Consider the following 14,898-nt stretch of genomic DNA (forward strand, 5'->3'; position numbering starts at 1 on the left):
AATGAAAAAATATTTAGGCATTGGCCGTCTGTTATTTCCCGTCAATTCGATTGTTGTCCTCGGGTTGATTTTTAGCTCCTGCAGCAAACTGCAAAATAATGTTTTGGCACCTCCGCAATCTCAGTCCAACATTCACCCTGTGGGCTGGGGGACACAAGGTTCCGCAAACTTTCATGGAACTTACATCAGGAACAACAATTATGACATGACAACATGCACGTCGTGTCACGGCAGCGATCTTAACGGGGGCATTGCGAAGCGTTCGTGCTATGATTGCCACGGCGGGACTAACGGCACCCTTGCGTGTAATACATGCCATGGCAGTGCTTTGAATGCTGCGCCGCCAAAGGATCTATCCGGCGACTCTGTCACAACAAATCCGACGGTTGGTGCACATCAAAGTCACGTCGCGACGAACAATTTTTTTGCAAACGTTTCCTGCTCATCGTGCCACCTTGTTCCGGAGACCGCCGGTCCCGGACTACACCCGTTCGGCACCAAAGTTTCAGTTTTATTTTCCGGCGTGTCATTAACTCAGACAAATCTCCCGGGTTCCCGGTATTACGACAGCACCATGGCGACGGTGAAACCTGTGCCGATATTTAATTTTCAAACACTCCAGTGCTCGAACACCTATTGTCACGGCAACTTCAAGAACGGGAATAATTTTTCACCTAAGTGGACAGCCGTCGACGGAAGTCAGGATTCGTGCGGTTCATGCCATGGTTTACCTCCGCACGGTGCGATTAACGGGATTGTCCCGGTTTATCAAAGTGAAAGTGCACAGAATTGTTTTCTTTGCCACGAGCCAATGATGGGACAGACCGGGATTCAAGACAAGTCCTTGCATGTGAATGGAAAACTTGAGCTGTACGGCAATTCTCAAGATTCATGGTAGAGTGTTGTCGGTTTACCTGTGCCAATCAGACTTGAAGCGTGCGACCGCTGATTCTCGTCGAGAGCATTGCAGATGAGGGGAAGACGACGCAGGTCGTTTGGATGCAAAATGACTCGAAGAAAGTTGGCGAAATTACGCGGTCATGTTGCACTGTTCTCTCCGTAAATATCCATTAGCCTTCGTGCATCTTAAGCGACAAAATGTTACATTTGTGTCGGTTGATTCATCTTTAATTAGGAAAGAAATTGAACACACTCGATAACGTCAAGGGGTGGTTGATTGACCTGGATGGAACCCTGTTTGTCGGAGATTCGATACTGCCGGGAGCAAATGATTTTATCCGTAAGCTTCGATCTCAGAATAGAAGTTTCAGGATTGTATCGAACACGACTGTCTTATCGAGGAAGCAGATTGCACAGAAGCTGCAACGGCTCAATCTTGAAGTGGCAGTTAATGAGGTCTTTACCGCGGCGTCAGCGACAGCGGAATTGCTTCGTACCTTTGGCGGTGTTAAATGTTACCTCGTGGTGGCAAAAGACCTTGTTGAGGAATTCGATGAGATCGAGATTTCTGAAAAGAATCCGGATTATGTTGTTCTCGGGGACATCGGGAGCGAAATGAATTACGAGATAATGAATAGGGTATTCAGACTCGTGATGGGCGGTTCGGAATTAATCGCTTTGCAGAAAAATCGGTTCTTCAGAGATGCAGAAGGCTTGCAGATTGATATGGGTGCCTTTGTGGCGGGTCTCGAATACTCCAGCGGCAAACAGACAAGGATAATCGGAAAACCATCCCGACAATTTTTTAATCTTGCGGTCCATGATATTAGGGTACAAACCGGCCAGAGGTGGCTTTCCGGAGAATTCGCCATGATAGGAGATGACATCGAGGCCGACATTAAAGGCGCCATGGACGCAGGACTCATTGGAATACTGGTGAAGACCGGCAAGCATAATGACTCGTACAGCGAACATTTTGGGATCGTGCCGGACTGGTCTTTTGATTCTGTCAGGCAGCTGAGTGAGAGCCTCGGTTGAAATTTAAACCATTTCTAAACTTTCCGTGCTATGAAAAATCTTAATGTAATCGATCACCCCCTGATTAAGCGGGACCTGAGCATTTTGCGCGACAAGTTGACGACAAGCGAAGATTTCCGAATCGTTCTGAGGAGACTTTCGTCGCTGATGGTCTACGAAGTAACGAAAGACCTGCATGTGAATTCAAATCCGGTTGAGACTCCCCTGGAGAAGACGAATGGCTTCAAGATCGCGGACGAAGTCATTTTAGTGCCGGTGCTTCGTGCCGGACTCGGAATGATGGAGGCTTATTTGAGTTTTATTCCTAGTGCTAAGGTTGGACACATCGGTTTGTACCGTGACGAAACAACATTGAAACCGGTGGACTATTATGAAAAGCTGCCGCCTAATTTGTCAAAGAGTGCAGTGATCCTTATTGACCCGATGCTCGCGACCGGTGGAAGCGCTTCAGCTGCAATAAACTATTTGAAGGTTCGTGAAGCAAAGAATATCAGGATGAATTGTATCGTTGCCGCACCCGAAGGCGTAAGGCTCCTTGAGAAAGAACATCCCGAAGTGAAGATATATGCTGCAGTACTCGACCGTGAGCTAAATGAGAATGGATACATCTTGCCGGGCCTCGGAGACGCAGGGGACAGAATTTTCGGGACTTAATACTCCCCACCTTCCGATCGAGCGATGAATCAAGACGAGCACGTTCACAAGTCCGATGATGAAATCTCTCCCTTGAACCTTAATTCAAAGAGGCTCTTAAAGAACTATTACGACTGTTTCTATGAGTCCTCGGAATTTCAATATTACACCGAGAAAACCACAAGGCGATTCCTGAAAGCGTTGCTAAGAAAAGGTCGCGTTAAAACTGGTGCAGCTGTTCTTGATGTCGGATGCGGAACTGCTTTCTACACCGAACAACTCCGTATCATCGGATTCAATGCAATTGGGATAGACATCAGTCGGGTCGGGATATTGAAAGGGCATTCAAAGTATCCGTTCGTACCGCTGATCGTAGGTGATATCTCGGCGATGCCTTTGATGCCTGCGTCGTTTGACGTCCTGTTTCTGAGCGGCTGCAGCTTAATGAATATTCCGGATGTGCAAGCAATCCGGTCAAATGTTCTGCTTTTGATGAACTATCTAAACAAGAACGGTATTTTTATATTCATAGGTAAAAGTGATTTTTCAGGTGAAACTCTAGAGACCTCGGGGTGGATTAATCACACGTATGATGAGATATTGAGTTTTGTCGATAGGGAAAAAGTCAGGACGGATGGTCCTTACTTAACTAACATTAGGCTTCTGTCTGCGTTTGGTCCCTCAGTACTTAATAAAGCTTCTTCGTCCTTCATTAAAAAACTTCCCTTGAATCGCAAGTGGAGTTTTGTCTATTTCATACGCAGAAGAAGTTAGCTTTTGAACATTCTGCCGGCAAGAAATGTTGCAGCGGCAGCTAAACCGCCGATGGCCATGCTTTCGAGCCCGCTGCGAAGGAAATTCTTTCCAGTGACAATTGTTTTTGCGGCCCCGACGGCGAACAAGACGCTCAACGTGATTATAACGCTCGCGATCAAACCGGATGCCGGTTGCATGAATACATAAGGTAATACGGGCATGAGAGCGCCGAAGGCGTAGGCGCATCCAGTCGCGATCCCCGACTTTGACGGCGAAGTGGACGGATCGAGAGACAATCCAAGTTCTTCGTTCATCATGATGTCCACCCACCGTTTCCTGTCAGATGTTATGTGCGAGATTATTTTCTCGAGTATCTCGCCTTTGAATCCCTTCGATTCGTATATTTCTCTGATCTCCTGCTGCTCCACGTCCGGAAAATTGTCCAGTTCATATTCTTCACGACTCATCTCGCCCCGGTAATATTCGATTTGCGATTTCGTGGAAAGGTATGCTCCCAAAGCCATGGAGATTGTTCCACCAATCAGTTCGGCAAGCCCCGCAATTAAGATGACGCTGCTTTTCACTCCTGCGCCGTTCACCCCCGAGGCGACTGCAAATGCAGCGACAAGGCCGTCATTGGCTCCAAATACCAATTCACGGACGATGCCTCCCCCTGGAATGTGTGCCGCCTCGGTATGAATCGCAACATCTTTACCGCTGAGTATCCTTCCACGCCATGTCCATTTTGCCATAGTCTTATCCTTTTGTTAAGAATAAATTTATGACGAAAGTAGCAATCAAGAAAATGGAAAGTCTTGCTATATCTATCATGACTTTCGAGCTTGATGATTCTCATCTTCACTATACGCTGCGGCTCAAGCAAGCTCCACAATCGCCAGGGGTTATCCGGAATTCACACTTTATCTTGATTGGTTTGCTTCAGATTGCTATATTACTGTTCAAAATTGGAGAAAGAATTGTCATCTGATTATTCTACGAAGAGTTTTACTACCGAAGACGTAGAGAAAAAATGGTTCGTTGTGGACGCGGAAGGGAAGACCCTCGGAAGGCTTGCAACGAAAATAGCCGTCCTTCTTAGAGGCAAGAACAAAGCCAGATTTACTCCGCACAACGATACGGGGGACTTCGTCGTCGTCATTAATGCCGGAAAAGTTAAAGTAACGGGCAAGAAATCCGACACGAAGGTTTATTTCCATTACACCGGCTACCCGGGTGGCGCGACTTATGTGAAGTATAAGGAGCTCCTCGGAAGGAAGCCGGAGGCGGTCATTGAACATGCGGTAAAAGGAATGCTCCCGAAGAATCGGTTAGGATCAAGGTTGTTTACCAAGCTGAAAGTTTATGCCGGTTCCGATCATCCACACAAGGCTCAGAAGCCTATTGCAGTTGAAATTTAGTCAGGAGTTTTGATGGCTTCCATACAAAATACATCATTTGCAGTGGGAAGAAGAAAGACTTCCATTGCGAGAGCAAGACTTGTTCCAGGTACGGGAAAAATTTTTGTAAACGAGCAGCCGCATTTTGAGTATTTTCCTGTTGTGTCTGTCCAGAACGAGCTCTTTAAGCCGTTCGAAGCAACTGAAACCCAGGGGAAATACGACGTTCATGCAATTGTCGACGGCGGAGGGTTGAGTGGACAGGCCGGAGCGCTGAAGCTCGCGATCGCGAGAGCGCTGGTTAAAGAAGGTGAAGAGATGCGGGCACGGCTGCGCGCAGCAGGTGTGTTAACTCGTGACCCTAGAATGGTCGAGCGAAAAAAATACGGTCGCAAGAAAGCGCGCAAACGCTTCCAGTGGACAAAACGTTAATTAACTGAACAAATAAATAATCATACTCCCCGAGTCCGTCATATATCATGGTACGGACTTCCTGTTCAAGCTCTTAGAAACAGGGATTCACTCGGTGGTGTTCCGGTGCGATGATTTCAAAGCGGAATTCTGTGTGAAGATGACGGGAGTAGAAGAAAAACCAAAGGAAAGTCTATGCCAAGAGTAAGTTTAGAAGCCCTTCTTTCATCAGGCGCACATTTTGGTCACCTGACTCGCCGCTGGGATCCTAAGATGAAACCTTACATCTTCATGGAACGCAACGGCATCCACATTATAGATTTACGACAGACCCAGCAGCTCCTCGATGAAGCGTGCGAGGCAATGGCAAATCTTGCGGCCGATGGGAAGAAGGTTCTTTACGTCGGAACAAAGAAACAGGCTCGTGAGATAATCCGGCAGCAGGCCGAGCGTGCAGGAGTCTATTATGTCACCGAGCGGTGGCTCGGCGGGATGCTGACAAATTTCAGCACCATACGAAAAAGCGTACGCCGGCTTCAACACATTGAGAAGATGGAAGTGGATAATACCATCGAAAGCATGACAAAGAAAGAAGGACTTCATCTCAAGAGGGAAAAGGAGAAATTGGAGAAGACACTGTCCGGCGTCCGCGAGATGAATAAACTGCCCGGTGCCGTTTTTGTCATTGATATAAAGAAAGAACACATAGCTGTTGCTGAAGCGTCGAGACTCGGCATACCGATATTCGCTCTGGTTGACACCAACTGCGACCCTGATCCGATCACTTACTTGGTTCCATCGAATGATGATGCGGTGACAGCGATCGAGGTGATCTTGAAAGCCCTTACCGATGCCTACGTTGAAGGAAGTCAGCGGGCAAATGAAGCGAAGATGGAGGCTATGATGGAACAGTCGTCGAAGTCTTCGGATGCCTCATCTAAGAAACAAGAGAATGTAAATTGAAAACGATCCGTCAGTGGCGGAACATGACGAGTAAAAGTGCTGCATAGTGGCATCCCGCATATCCTGTTTTAACAATAGTGGGCGGGAAAGGAGAATAATTAATGGAAATAACTGTTGATATGGTGAAATCACTCCGCGAAATTACCGGTGCGGGAATGATGGAATGCAAGAAAGCTCTTCAAGAAGCGAATGGCGATGCTGAACAGGCAAAGAAAATTCTTCGTGCACACGGGGCGAAGGTCGCAGAGAAGCGCGCCGGTCGTGAAGCCAAACAGGGCGTTGTCGAGGCATATATCCACGCGGGCGGCAGAATAGGTGCCATGGTCGAGATCAATTGTGAAACTGATTTCGTGGCGCGCACAGACGAGTTCAAACAGCTTGCCCGGGATATCGCAATGCAGATCGCCGCGATGAGCCCGTTCGTCATTTCCAGAGAGGAAATCTCTTCGCAGATGGTTGAAAAGGAGAAAGATAATTTCCGCGCGGAAGCAAAGGGCGAAGGCAAACCCGATTCTGTCATCGAGAACATTGCGGAGGGACGCCTGGAAAAATATTTTCAGGAAGTGGTCCTTCTCGAACAAGCGTTTATCAAAGATCCTCAGCGTATGGTCAAGGACCTCATGATGGAAATGACGGCGAAAACTGGTGAAAACGTTTCTATCCGAAGGTTCCAGAGATTTGAACTCGGTGTCGATGGCGCAAAGTAATTCAACCGGCGGAGGTTCTGAATCTTCGCAAGATTTGTTGAAGTCGCGCATAAAAGGTCCGCCCTTTGATCATGGACGGACTTTTTTTATAATTGTATTTGAATATTGAATAACGAGGAGCAAGCAATGCCGAAGGCGTCGGACAGCGTGGAACTCAAATTTAAACGCATACTTTTGAAACTAAGCGGCGAGTCACTCATGGGGGAAAAAGGGTATGGAATCGACCCGGGTATTTTAGACCAATTTTCTAACGAGGTTAAATCGGTGCGTTCTCTCGGGGCCGAAGTCGGTATCGTCATCGGGGGGGGGAACATTTACAGAGGAATCGCGGCAGCCGCGGACGGGGTCGACAAGGTCGTGGGTGATCAGATGGGGATGCTTGCAACGGTGATTAATGCACTGGCACTGCAAAATATACTGGAGAAAAAAGGAGTCTATACAAGACTTATGAGCGCGATCAGCATGGAACAAATGGCCGAGCCTTTCATAAGGCGTCGCGCCATTCGTCATCTAGAAAAAGGAAGAGTAGTAATTTTTGGAGCTGGTACCGGCAACCCATATTTCACAACAGACACCGCCGCGGCATTGCGAGCCGTCGAGATAAGAGCGGATGTTATCATAAAGGGCACAAGAGTGGATGGAATTTATGACTCTGATCCCGAGTTGAACCCTAAGGCCATTAAGTATAACGAGATTTCTTACATGGATGTACTGAAAAAAGATCTTAAAGTCATGGACCTAACTGCGATAACTCTTTGCAGAGAAAACAAACTACCGATCGTAGTTTTCAATATGAACGTTCCCGGCAACTTGAGAAGGGTATTGTCCGGTGAGGCGATCGGATCAATCGTCCGTCATTTCTAGAATGAATTAACTAAAAATCTGGAGGATCCCATGCTGGAAAAGATTATCCATGAAACAGATGAAAAGATGAAAAAAGCTGTCGAGTTTACAAGACAGGAATTGTCTAAGCTCAGGTCGGGGAAGGCTACAGCGGCATTGTTAGATGATGTCAAGATAGAGTACTACGGCAAAAAGCTGCCGATAGCTCAAGTGGGTAGCGTGAGCACACCCGATCCGCACCTAATCACGGTTCAGCCGTGGGATAAATCCATTGTTCATGAGATTGAAAAGGCAATACTTGCCGCGAATGTCGGGCTCACTCCCTCAAATGACGGCACCGTGATCAGACTCCCGGTCCCGCCCTTGACCGAGGAGAGGAGAAAGGAACTGGTGAAGGTTGCAAGGAAATTTGTCGAAGATGGGCGAGTCTCAATAAGAAGTATCCGTCGAGACTCCAATGAGCATTTGAAAAAGGCGGAGAAAGACGAGCATGTTTCGGAAGATGAGCGCAAACGCGGCGAAACGGAAGTTCAGAAACTTACCGACAAATCCATTAAACATCTCGATGAAATCCTGAACATCAAAGAAAAAGAGATAATGGAGGTATAGGATTTCCAATAGTCAAAGTCTGAGGTCTTTTTGGCTGCCTTATTTGAAGGTGGTTATGCGTTTGGAGGTCGCCTGCTAGTCCTTTTTTGATTCGCTAGCCGGGCGAATCGGCCTCCAGCGACTCGGCTATCTCGTCCGTACGTACTACCGGTAGTCTGACTGTAACAATTGTACCTTCCTCTTCCTGGCTTTCTATTTGAATTGAACCGCCATGTGCCTGCACGAGAAATCTCGAAATCGAGAGACCCAACCCCGATCCTCTTCTTGTACCGCTTGCCGACCTTGATTTATCAGCGCGATAGAACCTATCGAAAACATGGGGAAGATCGCTCGATGGAATTCCTATTCCCGTATCGATTATTTCAAGCCTTGCAAACTTGTCTTCGGTCTTCTGCACCACTTTCACAGTGCCGTTAGGTTTTGAATATTTTATCGCATTGTCGAGCAAGTTAATGAAAATGCTGAGAAGTTTATCTCTGTCCCCCTGTACGAAAACCTCCTCACTCTCATGCCCCGAGCCGCTCTTAACTTCGTAGTTTACCCTGACACTATGCTGGGCGGCGTAGCCCGAGACTCGCGATATAGCGTCTAGAAGAAGTTCATCGATTCTCACCGGCTGCTTCAGGAGTGGAAGCTGACCGCTTTCGAGTCTGGCGATGGTCAGGAGATCATCAACAATATTAGTGATCCTCCTTATTTCCTCAACTGCGCTTTCAAGAATATTCTGGTAATCCTCGGGGGTCCTGGGATTTTTTAACGCCACTTCAATTTCGCCAAGCAAGATCGTAAGAGGGGTCTTCAGTTCGTGCGAGGCATCTGCTGTGAATTGTTTCTGGAGGTTGAATGCCTCCTCGATCCTGTCGAACATATCATTAAGTGTTCCGGACAAGCGTGAAATCTCGTCGTCAACTTTTCCTTTTTCGAGACGCTTGTCTAAGTGCTCTGCGGAAATCGACTGTGCCGTCCGTATTATCTTGTCGATCGGGTCGAAGGCTTTCTTCGCAACATAGAAACCTCCAAGTGCAGCCAGTAATATTGTCAGCGGCACCGAAATGAAAAGGAGGAGCCGAAATTGGAAGAGCGATTGATCAAGTGCCGCGGTATTCGAGGCGACCTGCACGAGATACCTTGGAATGCCGTTGTCGAGCACGGGGTAAGTGACCATTCGTAGTTTTCCATCCGTATTCAACCGCTTCGAGAACGAATTGTCAAGCGTCTCGAAAACCTGATGCTGACTCAGTGCTAGACCGAGAACCTCCGGTCCGACAGGCAATGCAAAATTCCTCAGGTTGGCGGACTTTATTATTATGTTTCCATCAAAGGACAAAACCTGTATGTACTTGTTTGTGCCGAACGGAAGAACAAAAGGACGCTGAGTCAATCCGGATATTATCTCCTGTTCCAGAAATTCGTCTCCCTTTATCAGTCCAACGACTTCGAGTGCGTCGTTACTCAGGTTGAGGTCGAAATTCTGCGCACTTTGCCTCGCATAAACCAGATACAATGCCGCAACAAAAACAGAGAGCGTAACTCCGAAGATAATTGCAAAAAGAAAAATTATTTTAGATCTAATCGACCGTATCTTCATCTTTGAGAACGTATCCTGCTCCTATGACTGTATGGATCAGCTGTTTCTTAAAATCCTTATCCACTTTTTGACGCAAAAGTTTGACATAGACATCGATTACATTCGATTCCATGTCGAAGTTGACATTCCATACGTGTTGAGCGATGTGAACCCTTGAGAGAGTTTTTCCATTATTACGCATGAAGTATTCGAGGAGAGCGAATTCCCTTGAGGTCAGCCTGATCTGCCTCCCGTCGCGCTCGACTTTTCGAGACACGGGATCGAGCATAAGTTCGCCGACCTGAAGGGTCGACGACTTATCCTGACTTTTCCTTCGCAACAATGCGCGAACTCTCGCAAGCAATTCCTCAAAGTGGAACGGTTTGGTGAGGTAATCATCGGCACCTGAATCAAGTCCGCGAACTTTTGCCTCGGTATCTCCTATCGCCGTCAGCATCAAAATCGGCGAGTCAATTTTCCTTCCGCGAATTCTCTGGCACGTCTGGACTCCATCCTGCACGGGAAGAAGTATGTCGAGGATGATCAAATCGTAATCATTATGAGATGCGAGATCCTCGCCTTGTCTACCGTCATAGGCGACATCCACCGCGTAAGATTGCTCCTCCAACCCCTTTTTTATGAAAGAGGCGACTTTCTTTTCATCTTCCACCACTAGAATTCGCAAAGTGTATTCCTTGAGTAATTAGTTCGAAAAAGGTACTGAATATCCATGAGATATGATTTGCAGCTATCTGTTTTAAAATATCTTTTGAGGATGTGAAAATCAATTATATGTAGAATAAACCAATGGTTTTGAGTTTCTCGTTTGTTGTGTGTAGATTTTTGTAAAGCGCTTCTAATAACAAATGACAGGTCACGGGGAGTTGGACTGATGAGGAAGATTCGGCCGTATTATTTTTCAAAACTTCGCACATCTGATTTTTTGTCGTTCTACATGAGGGTACGGAGCTGCGACGGGATTGTCTGTTTTGATTTTGAAGACAGCATAGATGATCCGGATAAGACTCTTGCAAGGAAGCTGAAAGAAGATCAGCGCAGTGCGGTCGTCAAGTTGTTGAAATCGATGAAGTTGGATGACGAGATGAACGGGATCGGCATCAGGGTTAATTCCTGCCGCTCGGAATTTATTCAGGAGGATTTGGACGCGATAAATTCCCTGAGAAATTTGCACTCGATATTTTTGTCGAAGGCGGAACACTCGCATGAGGTCGCACAGCTCATGAATAACTTGACGGCTGACGTTGAAGAAATAATACCGATAATAGAAACCAGGGCGGGTTTTGACTGCGCCGGAGAAATACTCTCATTTCAGAATTCGAAATTAAAGTCGATCGCTTTCGGTCATTGTGATTTCAATTTGAGCACAAATTGCTTTCCTTTTCATCATCAGGACTCGGCGGAATACTGGGAATGGATTTCCTTTCTCAATAGAAAGGCAAAGGAAGCCGGAAAAAAGCTGATCAACTCTGTAGTTCTGTCACTCAACGATGAGAAATTGTTTCAATGGGTTTTAAGGAAACTTACCGAATACCCTTCGGTCGAAGGGCAGGCTGTTTTGAGCATGAAGCAGACAGAATGGTGCTCGCGAGCACAGTTTGAGTTTTCAAACGTCGGTGTTGGCAGGTGGAAAAAAGCCCGCAAGCCGGATTTCGATATTGCGATCTCGGTTGTCGATAATTTTCAGAGCCACCGTTTAGAGGGAAAGTCTTTTGCCCTTGATAAGAACAGGACAGTGACCAGTCCTCAGGAGTATACCGCAGCAAGATCGTATCTAGAGCAATTCAATGCGGGCAAGAATATGCTTATAGTCGGAGGCTGTCTTCCGATCCAGTATAATATTCCAAAGGATAGAACGTACCACTATACTCTCGTGAAGCTCCTCGAGAAAAAACATCTTAAGTTTGACGTGGCAATCATTCGATACGAGACACTGTCGCGGTGTCTGGAAAAAATCATGACAGCGGCAAGAAATATTCGCATCGATGTGTTGATGTTTAATCTTCGAACCGAGCCTTTGGTGAGAATATCGAAGATACTCTATAAGTATGTTAATGATGAAGGAGATTTGAAACGCTCGTTGAATCTCCCTTATTTAGGAATATTGAATGCCGAAAGGTATGATCCGCTAAATGTAAAACTTCTCACTTCGGATACCGGTTCAAAAAGGAAGGAAAAGAAATGGAGGCATCTCTTAGTTGAGGCCAATTGCGTATTCGGAGCTTTGATTGGGAATAGATCCTTTGTATTGAGGAAATATGAAGAGTTGTTTCTGGGCATAAACAAGTTTTGCGTTGAGAATAATATCAAACTCCTGGTCCTTGGGCCGGCGACAAGACCATCTTCCGGATTTGAGAACAAGCTCGCCGAAGATGTGAACGACAGGTTTTCGAGAATTGCGGAGGTCTCGGGAATCTCTTACGTCGATGTCATGGGCACTCACGATGAATCGGGAAATGATCTGTTCTTCGAAAATGGAATACATGTTAGTCAAGCCGGACATGACAGGATGGCGAAAATGTTATTTGAGAAGATGCTTGGCGAAGTGCTGTAAACAATTCTCTTTTTGTTGCCCTCCGACATTTGTTACTTTGCCGGCGAATGATCATATTTTTAGTGAAGGTATCGTGGTTTGAGGTGTGAATAGAATCAATTACTGGAACATTTCTAAATGGAGCAATAGGTGGGCAAGAGAGTAGATTTGGTCGTAAAAGGCAAGATCGCGTATCTGATACTAAATCGCCCTGAAAAAAGAAATGCCATGGATGATTTAGCAGTTGAAGAGTTAACGGGATATTTCAAGCAGGCCGATTCCAACCAGAATCTCAGGGCGATCGTGTTCGGCGGAAAAGGCTCCGCATTTTCATCAGGAGCAGACCTAAATTATCTATTGAAGCTCTCTCAGAGTTCACAGTCCGCGAATCTCGATGACTCCATGGCGCTTAAGAATCTCTTGCTGTCGGTTTACACGAGCAGAAAACTTGTTTGTGCGGTCGTGAGGGGTCCGGCACTTGCAGGAGCTTTCGGGTTGGTCTTGTCGTGTGACATTATTTTCGCTTCGGAAAGAGCGAAGTTCGGATTTACAGAAGTGAAGGTCGGGTTTGTGCCGGCGATTGTCATGAAAATTGCACTCAGAAAAATGACGGAGCCGAATGTAAGGAAATTGGTTTTAACGGGAAGGGTAATTGATGCGGCAGAGGCACTCAGAATGGGATTGATACCGGAAATCATAAGCGATCACGAAATCGACTCGCACGTTGACGACTTCCTGAGAGAGTTCGTATCAGGCACGAGCAAAAAGGCGATCGAGCTGACAAAAGAAATGTTATCACAGGTGAAGGACCTGACTCTGGAAGACGCGCTGAAGTATGGCGCCATGATGAACGCGAAGGCGCGTTCCCTGGAGGATTTCAAAAAAGGTATTGAAGCATTTTTAAATAAAAAACATTTGGAGTGGGACTAGTGAATATCGAAAACAAGATCAGGACTGTGCCAGACTTTCCCAAGAAGGGGATCATGTTCCGGGATATCACAACTTTGCTCAAAGATAAAGATGGGTTTGCGTACGCGATTGAGAAGTTTTATGAGCATTATAAGAATAAACAGATTGATAAAGTCGTGTCGGTGGAGTCGAGAGGCTTCATTTTCGGGAGCGCGCTCGCATACAAATTGGGAGCTGGCTTTGTGCCGATTCGCAAGCCTGGAAAACTTCCCGCGGAGGTCATCCGGCAGGAATATCAGCTTGAATACGGCACAGACTCAATGGAGATACACAGGGATGCGATCCAGCCGGGCGACAGAGTATTGGTACACGATGATCTTCTTGCCACCGGCGGAACGGTTGCTGCCGCATGCAAACTTTTGGAACGACTTCAGGGAAAAGTCGAGGGGATATGCTTCCTGATCGAGCTGACTCCATTGAACGGCAGGAAAGCAATTCCGGATATAGATGTTTTTTCTTTGATCAAGTACGATGTAGATTGACCTTGTCGTCCTTGTCAAGGTCGACAGACCATGGCATTTGACGATGACCGGGTTTCTTTTAGATTCGGAAAATTGAACGGATTTCTTTAACTTTCACCTAGAACATTGAGGTTGGGTCTAATTAGTTCTATTGCAGTTCAGTAAAATTTATTTTTAAATTCGAGCGAGGGAATGGAAAAGGTAGTTCAGTACACCGCATACAGAGATCTCAAGCTTTTCCGCCGTGGAAAAGTCCGGGATGTTTATGAGCTTTCGAATTCACTGCTCTTTGTGGCGACCGACAGGATAAGTGCTTTCGACGTCATCTTGCCGAATGGGATTCCCTTCAAAGGCAAGGTACTCAACCAGATGTCGAAGTTTTGGTTTGACTTCACTCAGAAGATCATCAAGAATCATGTCGTCTCGGCGGATGTCACGGCTTACCCGGCAGAATGCTTGAAGTACGGCGGCGAGCTTGACGGCCGGAGCATGATTGTAAAGAAGACAAGACCGCTCCCGTTGGAATGCATTGTGCGCGGATACATAAGCGGCTCGGGCTGGCTCGATTACCAGCGAACCAAATCTATCTGCGGGGTCCTTCTGCCGGTTGGCCTGCGGGAATCGGAGAAACTGCCGGAACCGATTTTCACACCATCGACAAAAGCGGAAATAGGGGTCCATGATGAGAACATAAGTTTCGACAAGGCGGTCAATTTGGTGGGAAAGGATGTTGCCGAGAAAGTGCGCGATTATGCGATAGAAATTTACAGAACGGCATCATGGCACGCAGAGAACAAGGGGATCATAATTGCGGATACTAAAATGGAATTCGGCGCGGACGAAAATGGTGAGCTGGTTTTGATCGACGAGCTGCTGACGCCCGATTCGTCCAGATTCTGGGACATGGCACATTATCAAGTTGGAAAATCGCAGCCAAGCTTTGACAAGCAATTCGTTCGCGATTATTTGATTTCTATAAAATGGAGCAAGAAGCCGCCCGCACCGAATCTGCCTGACGAGATTATCCGCGTGACAAGCGAGAAATACCTGCAGGCATTGAGCGTGCTCGCGGGAATTACGCTCGGTTGAATCG

General features: G+C 46.7%; 17 protein-coding genes. 14 read left to right on the plus strand and 3 right to left on the minus strand.

Features of this window, described 5'->3' with window-relative positions; translation table 11 throughout:
• Position 1 precedes the first annotated feature (1 nt).
• The 4 genes from VLX91_03725 (at position 2) to VLX91_03740 (ending at position 3,345) form a co-directional block, all read left to right on the plus strand.
• The gene (locus VLX91_03725) at positions 2 to 898 is read left to right on the plus strand and encodes a CxxxxCH/CxxCH domain-containing protein (protein ID HUI29303.1); all 897 of its coding nucleotides are present in this window, start codon (positions 2 to 4) and stop codon (positions 896 to 898) included.
• A gap of 245 nt (positions 899 to 1,143) precedes the next feature.
• Positions 1,144 to 1,938 carry a TIGR01458 family HAD-type hydrolase gene (locus VLX91_03730; GenBank protein ID HUI29304.1) on the plus strand — a complete coding sequence of 265 codons (795 nt, stop codon included), beginning with the start codon at positions 1,144 to 1,146 and terminating at the stop codon, positions 1,936 to 1,938.
• A 30-nt stretch (positions 1,939 to 1,968) separates the two neighbouring features.
• On the plus strand, positions 1,969 to 2,592 hold the full coding sequence (gene upp, locus VLX91_03735; GenBank protein ID HUI29305.1) for a uracil phosphoribosyltransferase: 624 nt from the start codon (positions 1,969 to 1,971) through the stop codon (positions 2,590 to 2,592).
• A 24-nt stretch (positions 2,593 to 2,616) separates the two neighbouring features.
• Positions 2,617 to 3,345, plus strand: coding sequence for a methyltransferase domain-containing protein (locus VLX91_03740; protein HUI29306.1), 729 nt, complete (start codon positions 2,617 to 2,619; stop codon positions 3,343 to 3,345).
• On the opposite strand, the gene VLX91_03745 is transcribed toward VLX91_03740, so the two are convergent.
• Positions 3,342 to 4,079: a VIT1/CCC1 transporter family protein gene (locus tag VLX91_03745; GenBank protein ID HUI29307.1), complete on the minus strand. Its 738-nt coding sequence runs from the start codon at positions 4,077 to 4,079 to the stop codon at positions 3,342 to 3,344. The two genes, VLX91_03740 and VLX91_03745, sit on opposite strands and share 4 nt — an antisense overlap.
• A gap of 225 nt (positions 4,080 to 4,304) precedes the next feature.
• On the opposite strand from VLX91_03745, the gene rplM reads away from it, so the two are divergent.
• From rplM to frr, 6 genes are all read left to right on the plus strand, one after another.
• Positions 4,305 to 4,745, plus strand: a complete 441-nt coding sequence (rplM, locus tag VLX91_03750; protein ID HUI29308.1) for a 50S ribosomal protein L13 — start codon at positions 4,305 to 4,307, stop codon at positions 4,743 to 4,745.
• 12 nt (positions 4,746 to 4,757) lie between these two features.
• Positions 4,758 to 5,156 carry a 30S ribosomal protein S9 gene (gene rpsI, locus VLX91_03755; GenBank protein HUI29309.1) on the plus strand — a complete coding sequence of 133 codons (399 nt, stop codon included), beginning with the start codon at positions 4,758 to 4,760 and terminating at the stop codon, positions 5,154 to 5,156.
• 174 nt (positions 5,157 to 5,330) lie between these two features.
• Positions 5,331 to 6,098, plus strand: a complete 768-nt coding sequence (gene rpsB, locus VLX91_03760) for a 30S ribosomal protein S2 (protein ID HUI29310.1) — start codon at positions 5,331 to 5,333, stop codon at positions 6,096 to 6,098.
• 101 nt (positions 6,099 to 6,199) lie between these two features.
• Positions 6,200 to 6,805: a translation elongation factor Ts gene (tsf, locus tag VLX91_03765; GenBank protein HUI29311.1), complete on the plus strand. Its 606-nt coding sequence runs from the start codon at positions 6,200 to 6,202 to the stop codon at positions 6,803 to 6,805.
• 126 nt (positions 6,806 to 6,931) lie between these two features.
• Entirely contained in the window at positions 6,932 to 7,669 is a 738-nt protein-coding gene (gene pyrH, locus VLX91_03770; GenBank protein ID HUI29312.1) for a UMP kinase, read from the plus strand.
• Positions 7,670 to 7,699: 30 nt separating this feature from the next.
• Positions 7,700 to 8,257, plus strand: coding sequence for a ribosome recycling factor (gene frr, locus VLX91_03775; protein HUI29313.1), 558 nt, complete (start codon positions 7,700 to 7,702; stop codon positions 8,255 to 8,257).
• A 94-nt stretch (positions 8,258 to 8,351) separates the two neighbouring features.
• Here the strand turns inward: frr and VLX91_03780 are convergent, their stop codons facing one another.
• Positions 8,352 to 9,845 carry an ATP-binding protein gene (locus VLX91_03780; GenBank protein ID HUI29314.1) on the minus strand — a complete coding sequence of 498 codons (1,494 nt, stop codon included), beginning with the start codon at positions 9,843 to 9,845 and terminating at the stop codon, positions 8,352 to 8,354.
• The gene (locus VLX91_03785; GenBank protein HUI29315.1) at positions 9,826 to 10,509 is read right to left on the minus strand and encodes a response regulator transcription factor; all 684 of its coding nucleotides are present in this window, start codon (positions 10,507 to 10,509) and stop codon (positions 9,826 to 9,828) included. Before VLX91_03785 ends, VLX91_03780 begins: the two co-directional genes overlap by 20 nt.
• Before the next feature lie 207 nt (positions 10,510 to 10,716).
• Between VLX91_03785 and VLX91_03790 the strand changes: the two genes are divergently transcribed.
• From VLX91_03790 to VLX91_03805, 4 genes are all read left to right on the plus strand, one after another.
• Positions 10,717 to 12,396, plus strand: coding sequence for an aldolase/citrate lyase family protein (locus tag VLX91_03790; protein ID HUI29316.1), 1,680 nt, complete (start codon positions 10,717 to 10,719; stop codon positions 12,394 to 12,396).
• Between the two features lie 129 nt (positions 12,397 to 12,525).
• On the plus strand, positions 12,526 to 13,305 hold the full coding sequence (locus tag VLX91_03795; protein HUI29317.1) for an enoyl-CoA hydratase-related protein: 780 nt from the start codon (positions 12,526 to 12,528) through the stop codon (positions 13,303 to 13,305).
• Positions 13,305 to 13,826 (plus strand): adenine phosphoribosyltransferase, encoded by a 522-nt coding sequence (apt, locus tag VLX91_03800; protein ID HUI29318.1) that lies wholly within the window; start codon positions 13,305 to 13,307, stop codon positions 13,824 to 13,826. The genes VLX91_03795 and apt overlap by 1 nt, the downstream gene beginning before the upstream one ends.
• Positions 13,827 to 13,997: 171 nt before the next feature.
• On the plus strand, positions 13,998 to 14,894 hold the full coding sequence (locus tag VLX91_03805) for a phosphoribosylaminoimidazolesuccinocarboxamide synthase (protein HUI29319.1): 897 nt from the start codon (positions 13,998 to 14,000) through the stop codon (positions 14,892 to 14,894).
• Positions 14,895 to 14,898: the final 4 nt, after the last annotated feature.

The organism is Candidatus Acidiferrales bacterium (assembly GCA_035515795.1).
Lineage (GTDB): Bacteria > Bacteroidota > Ignavibacteria > Kryptoniales > JAKASW01 > JAKASW01.

Bases quoted from the DNA above. Each gene is read 5' to 3' on its own strand.
- VLX91_03725 (HUI29303.1), top strand. From the start codon at position 2: ATGAAAAAATATTTAGGCATTGGCCGTCTGTTATTTCCCGTCAATTCG.
- frr (HUI29313.1), top strand. From the start codon at position 7,700: ATGCTGGAAAAGATTATCCATGAAACAGATGAAAAGATGAAAAAAGCT.
- tsf (HUI29311.1), top strand. From the start codon at position 6,200: ATGGAAATAACTGTTGATATGGTGAAATCACTCCGCGAAATTACCGGT.
- VLX91_03805 (HUI29319.1), top strand. From the start codon at position 13,998: ATGGAAAAGGTAGTTCAGTACACCGCATACAGAGATCTCAAGCTTTTC.
- VLX91_03790 (HUI29316.1), top strand. From the start codon at position 10,717: ATGAGGAAGATTCGGCCGTATTATTTTTCAAAACTTCGCACATCTGAT.
- pyrH (HUI29312.1), top strand. From the start codon at position 6,932: ATGCCGAAGGCGTCGGACAGCGTGGAACTCAAATTTAAACGCATACTT.
- VLX91_03780 (HUI29314.1), bottom strand. From the start codon at position 9,845: ATGAAGATACGGTCGATTAGATCTAAAATAATTTTTCTTTTTGCAATT.
- upp (HUI29305.1), top strand. From the start codon at position 1,969: ATGAAAAATCTTAATGTAATCGATCACCCCCTGATTAAGCGGGACCTG.
- VLX91_03745 (HUI29307.1), bottom strand. From the start codon at position 4,079: ATGGCAAAATGGACATGGCGTGGAAGGATACTCAGCGGTAAAGATGTT.
- VLX91_03740 (HUI29306.1), top strand. From the start codon at position 2,617: ATGAATCAAGACGAGCACGTTCACAAGTCCGATGATGAAATCTCTCCC.
- rpsI (HUI29309.1), top strand. From the start codon at position 4,758: ATGGCTTCCATACAAAATACATCATTTGCAGTGGGAAGAAGAAAGACT.
- rpsB (HUI29310.1), top strand. From the start codon at position 5,331: ATGCCAAGAGTAAGTTTAGAAGCCCTTCTTTCATCAGGCGCACATTTT.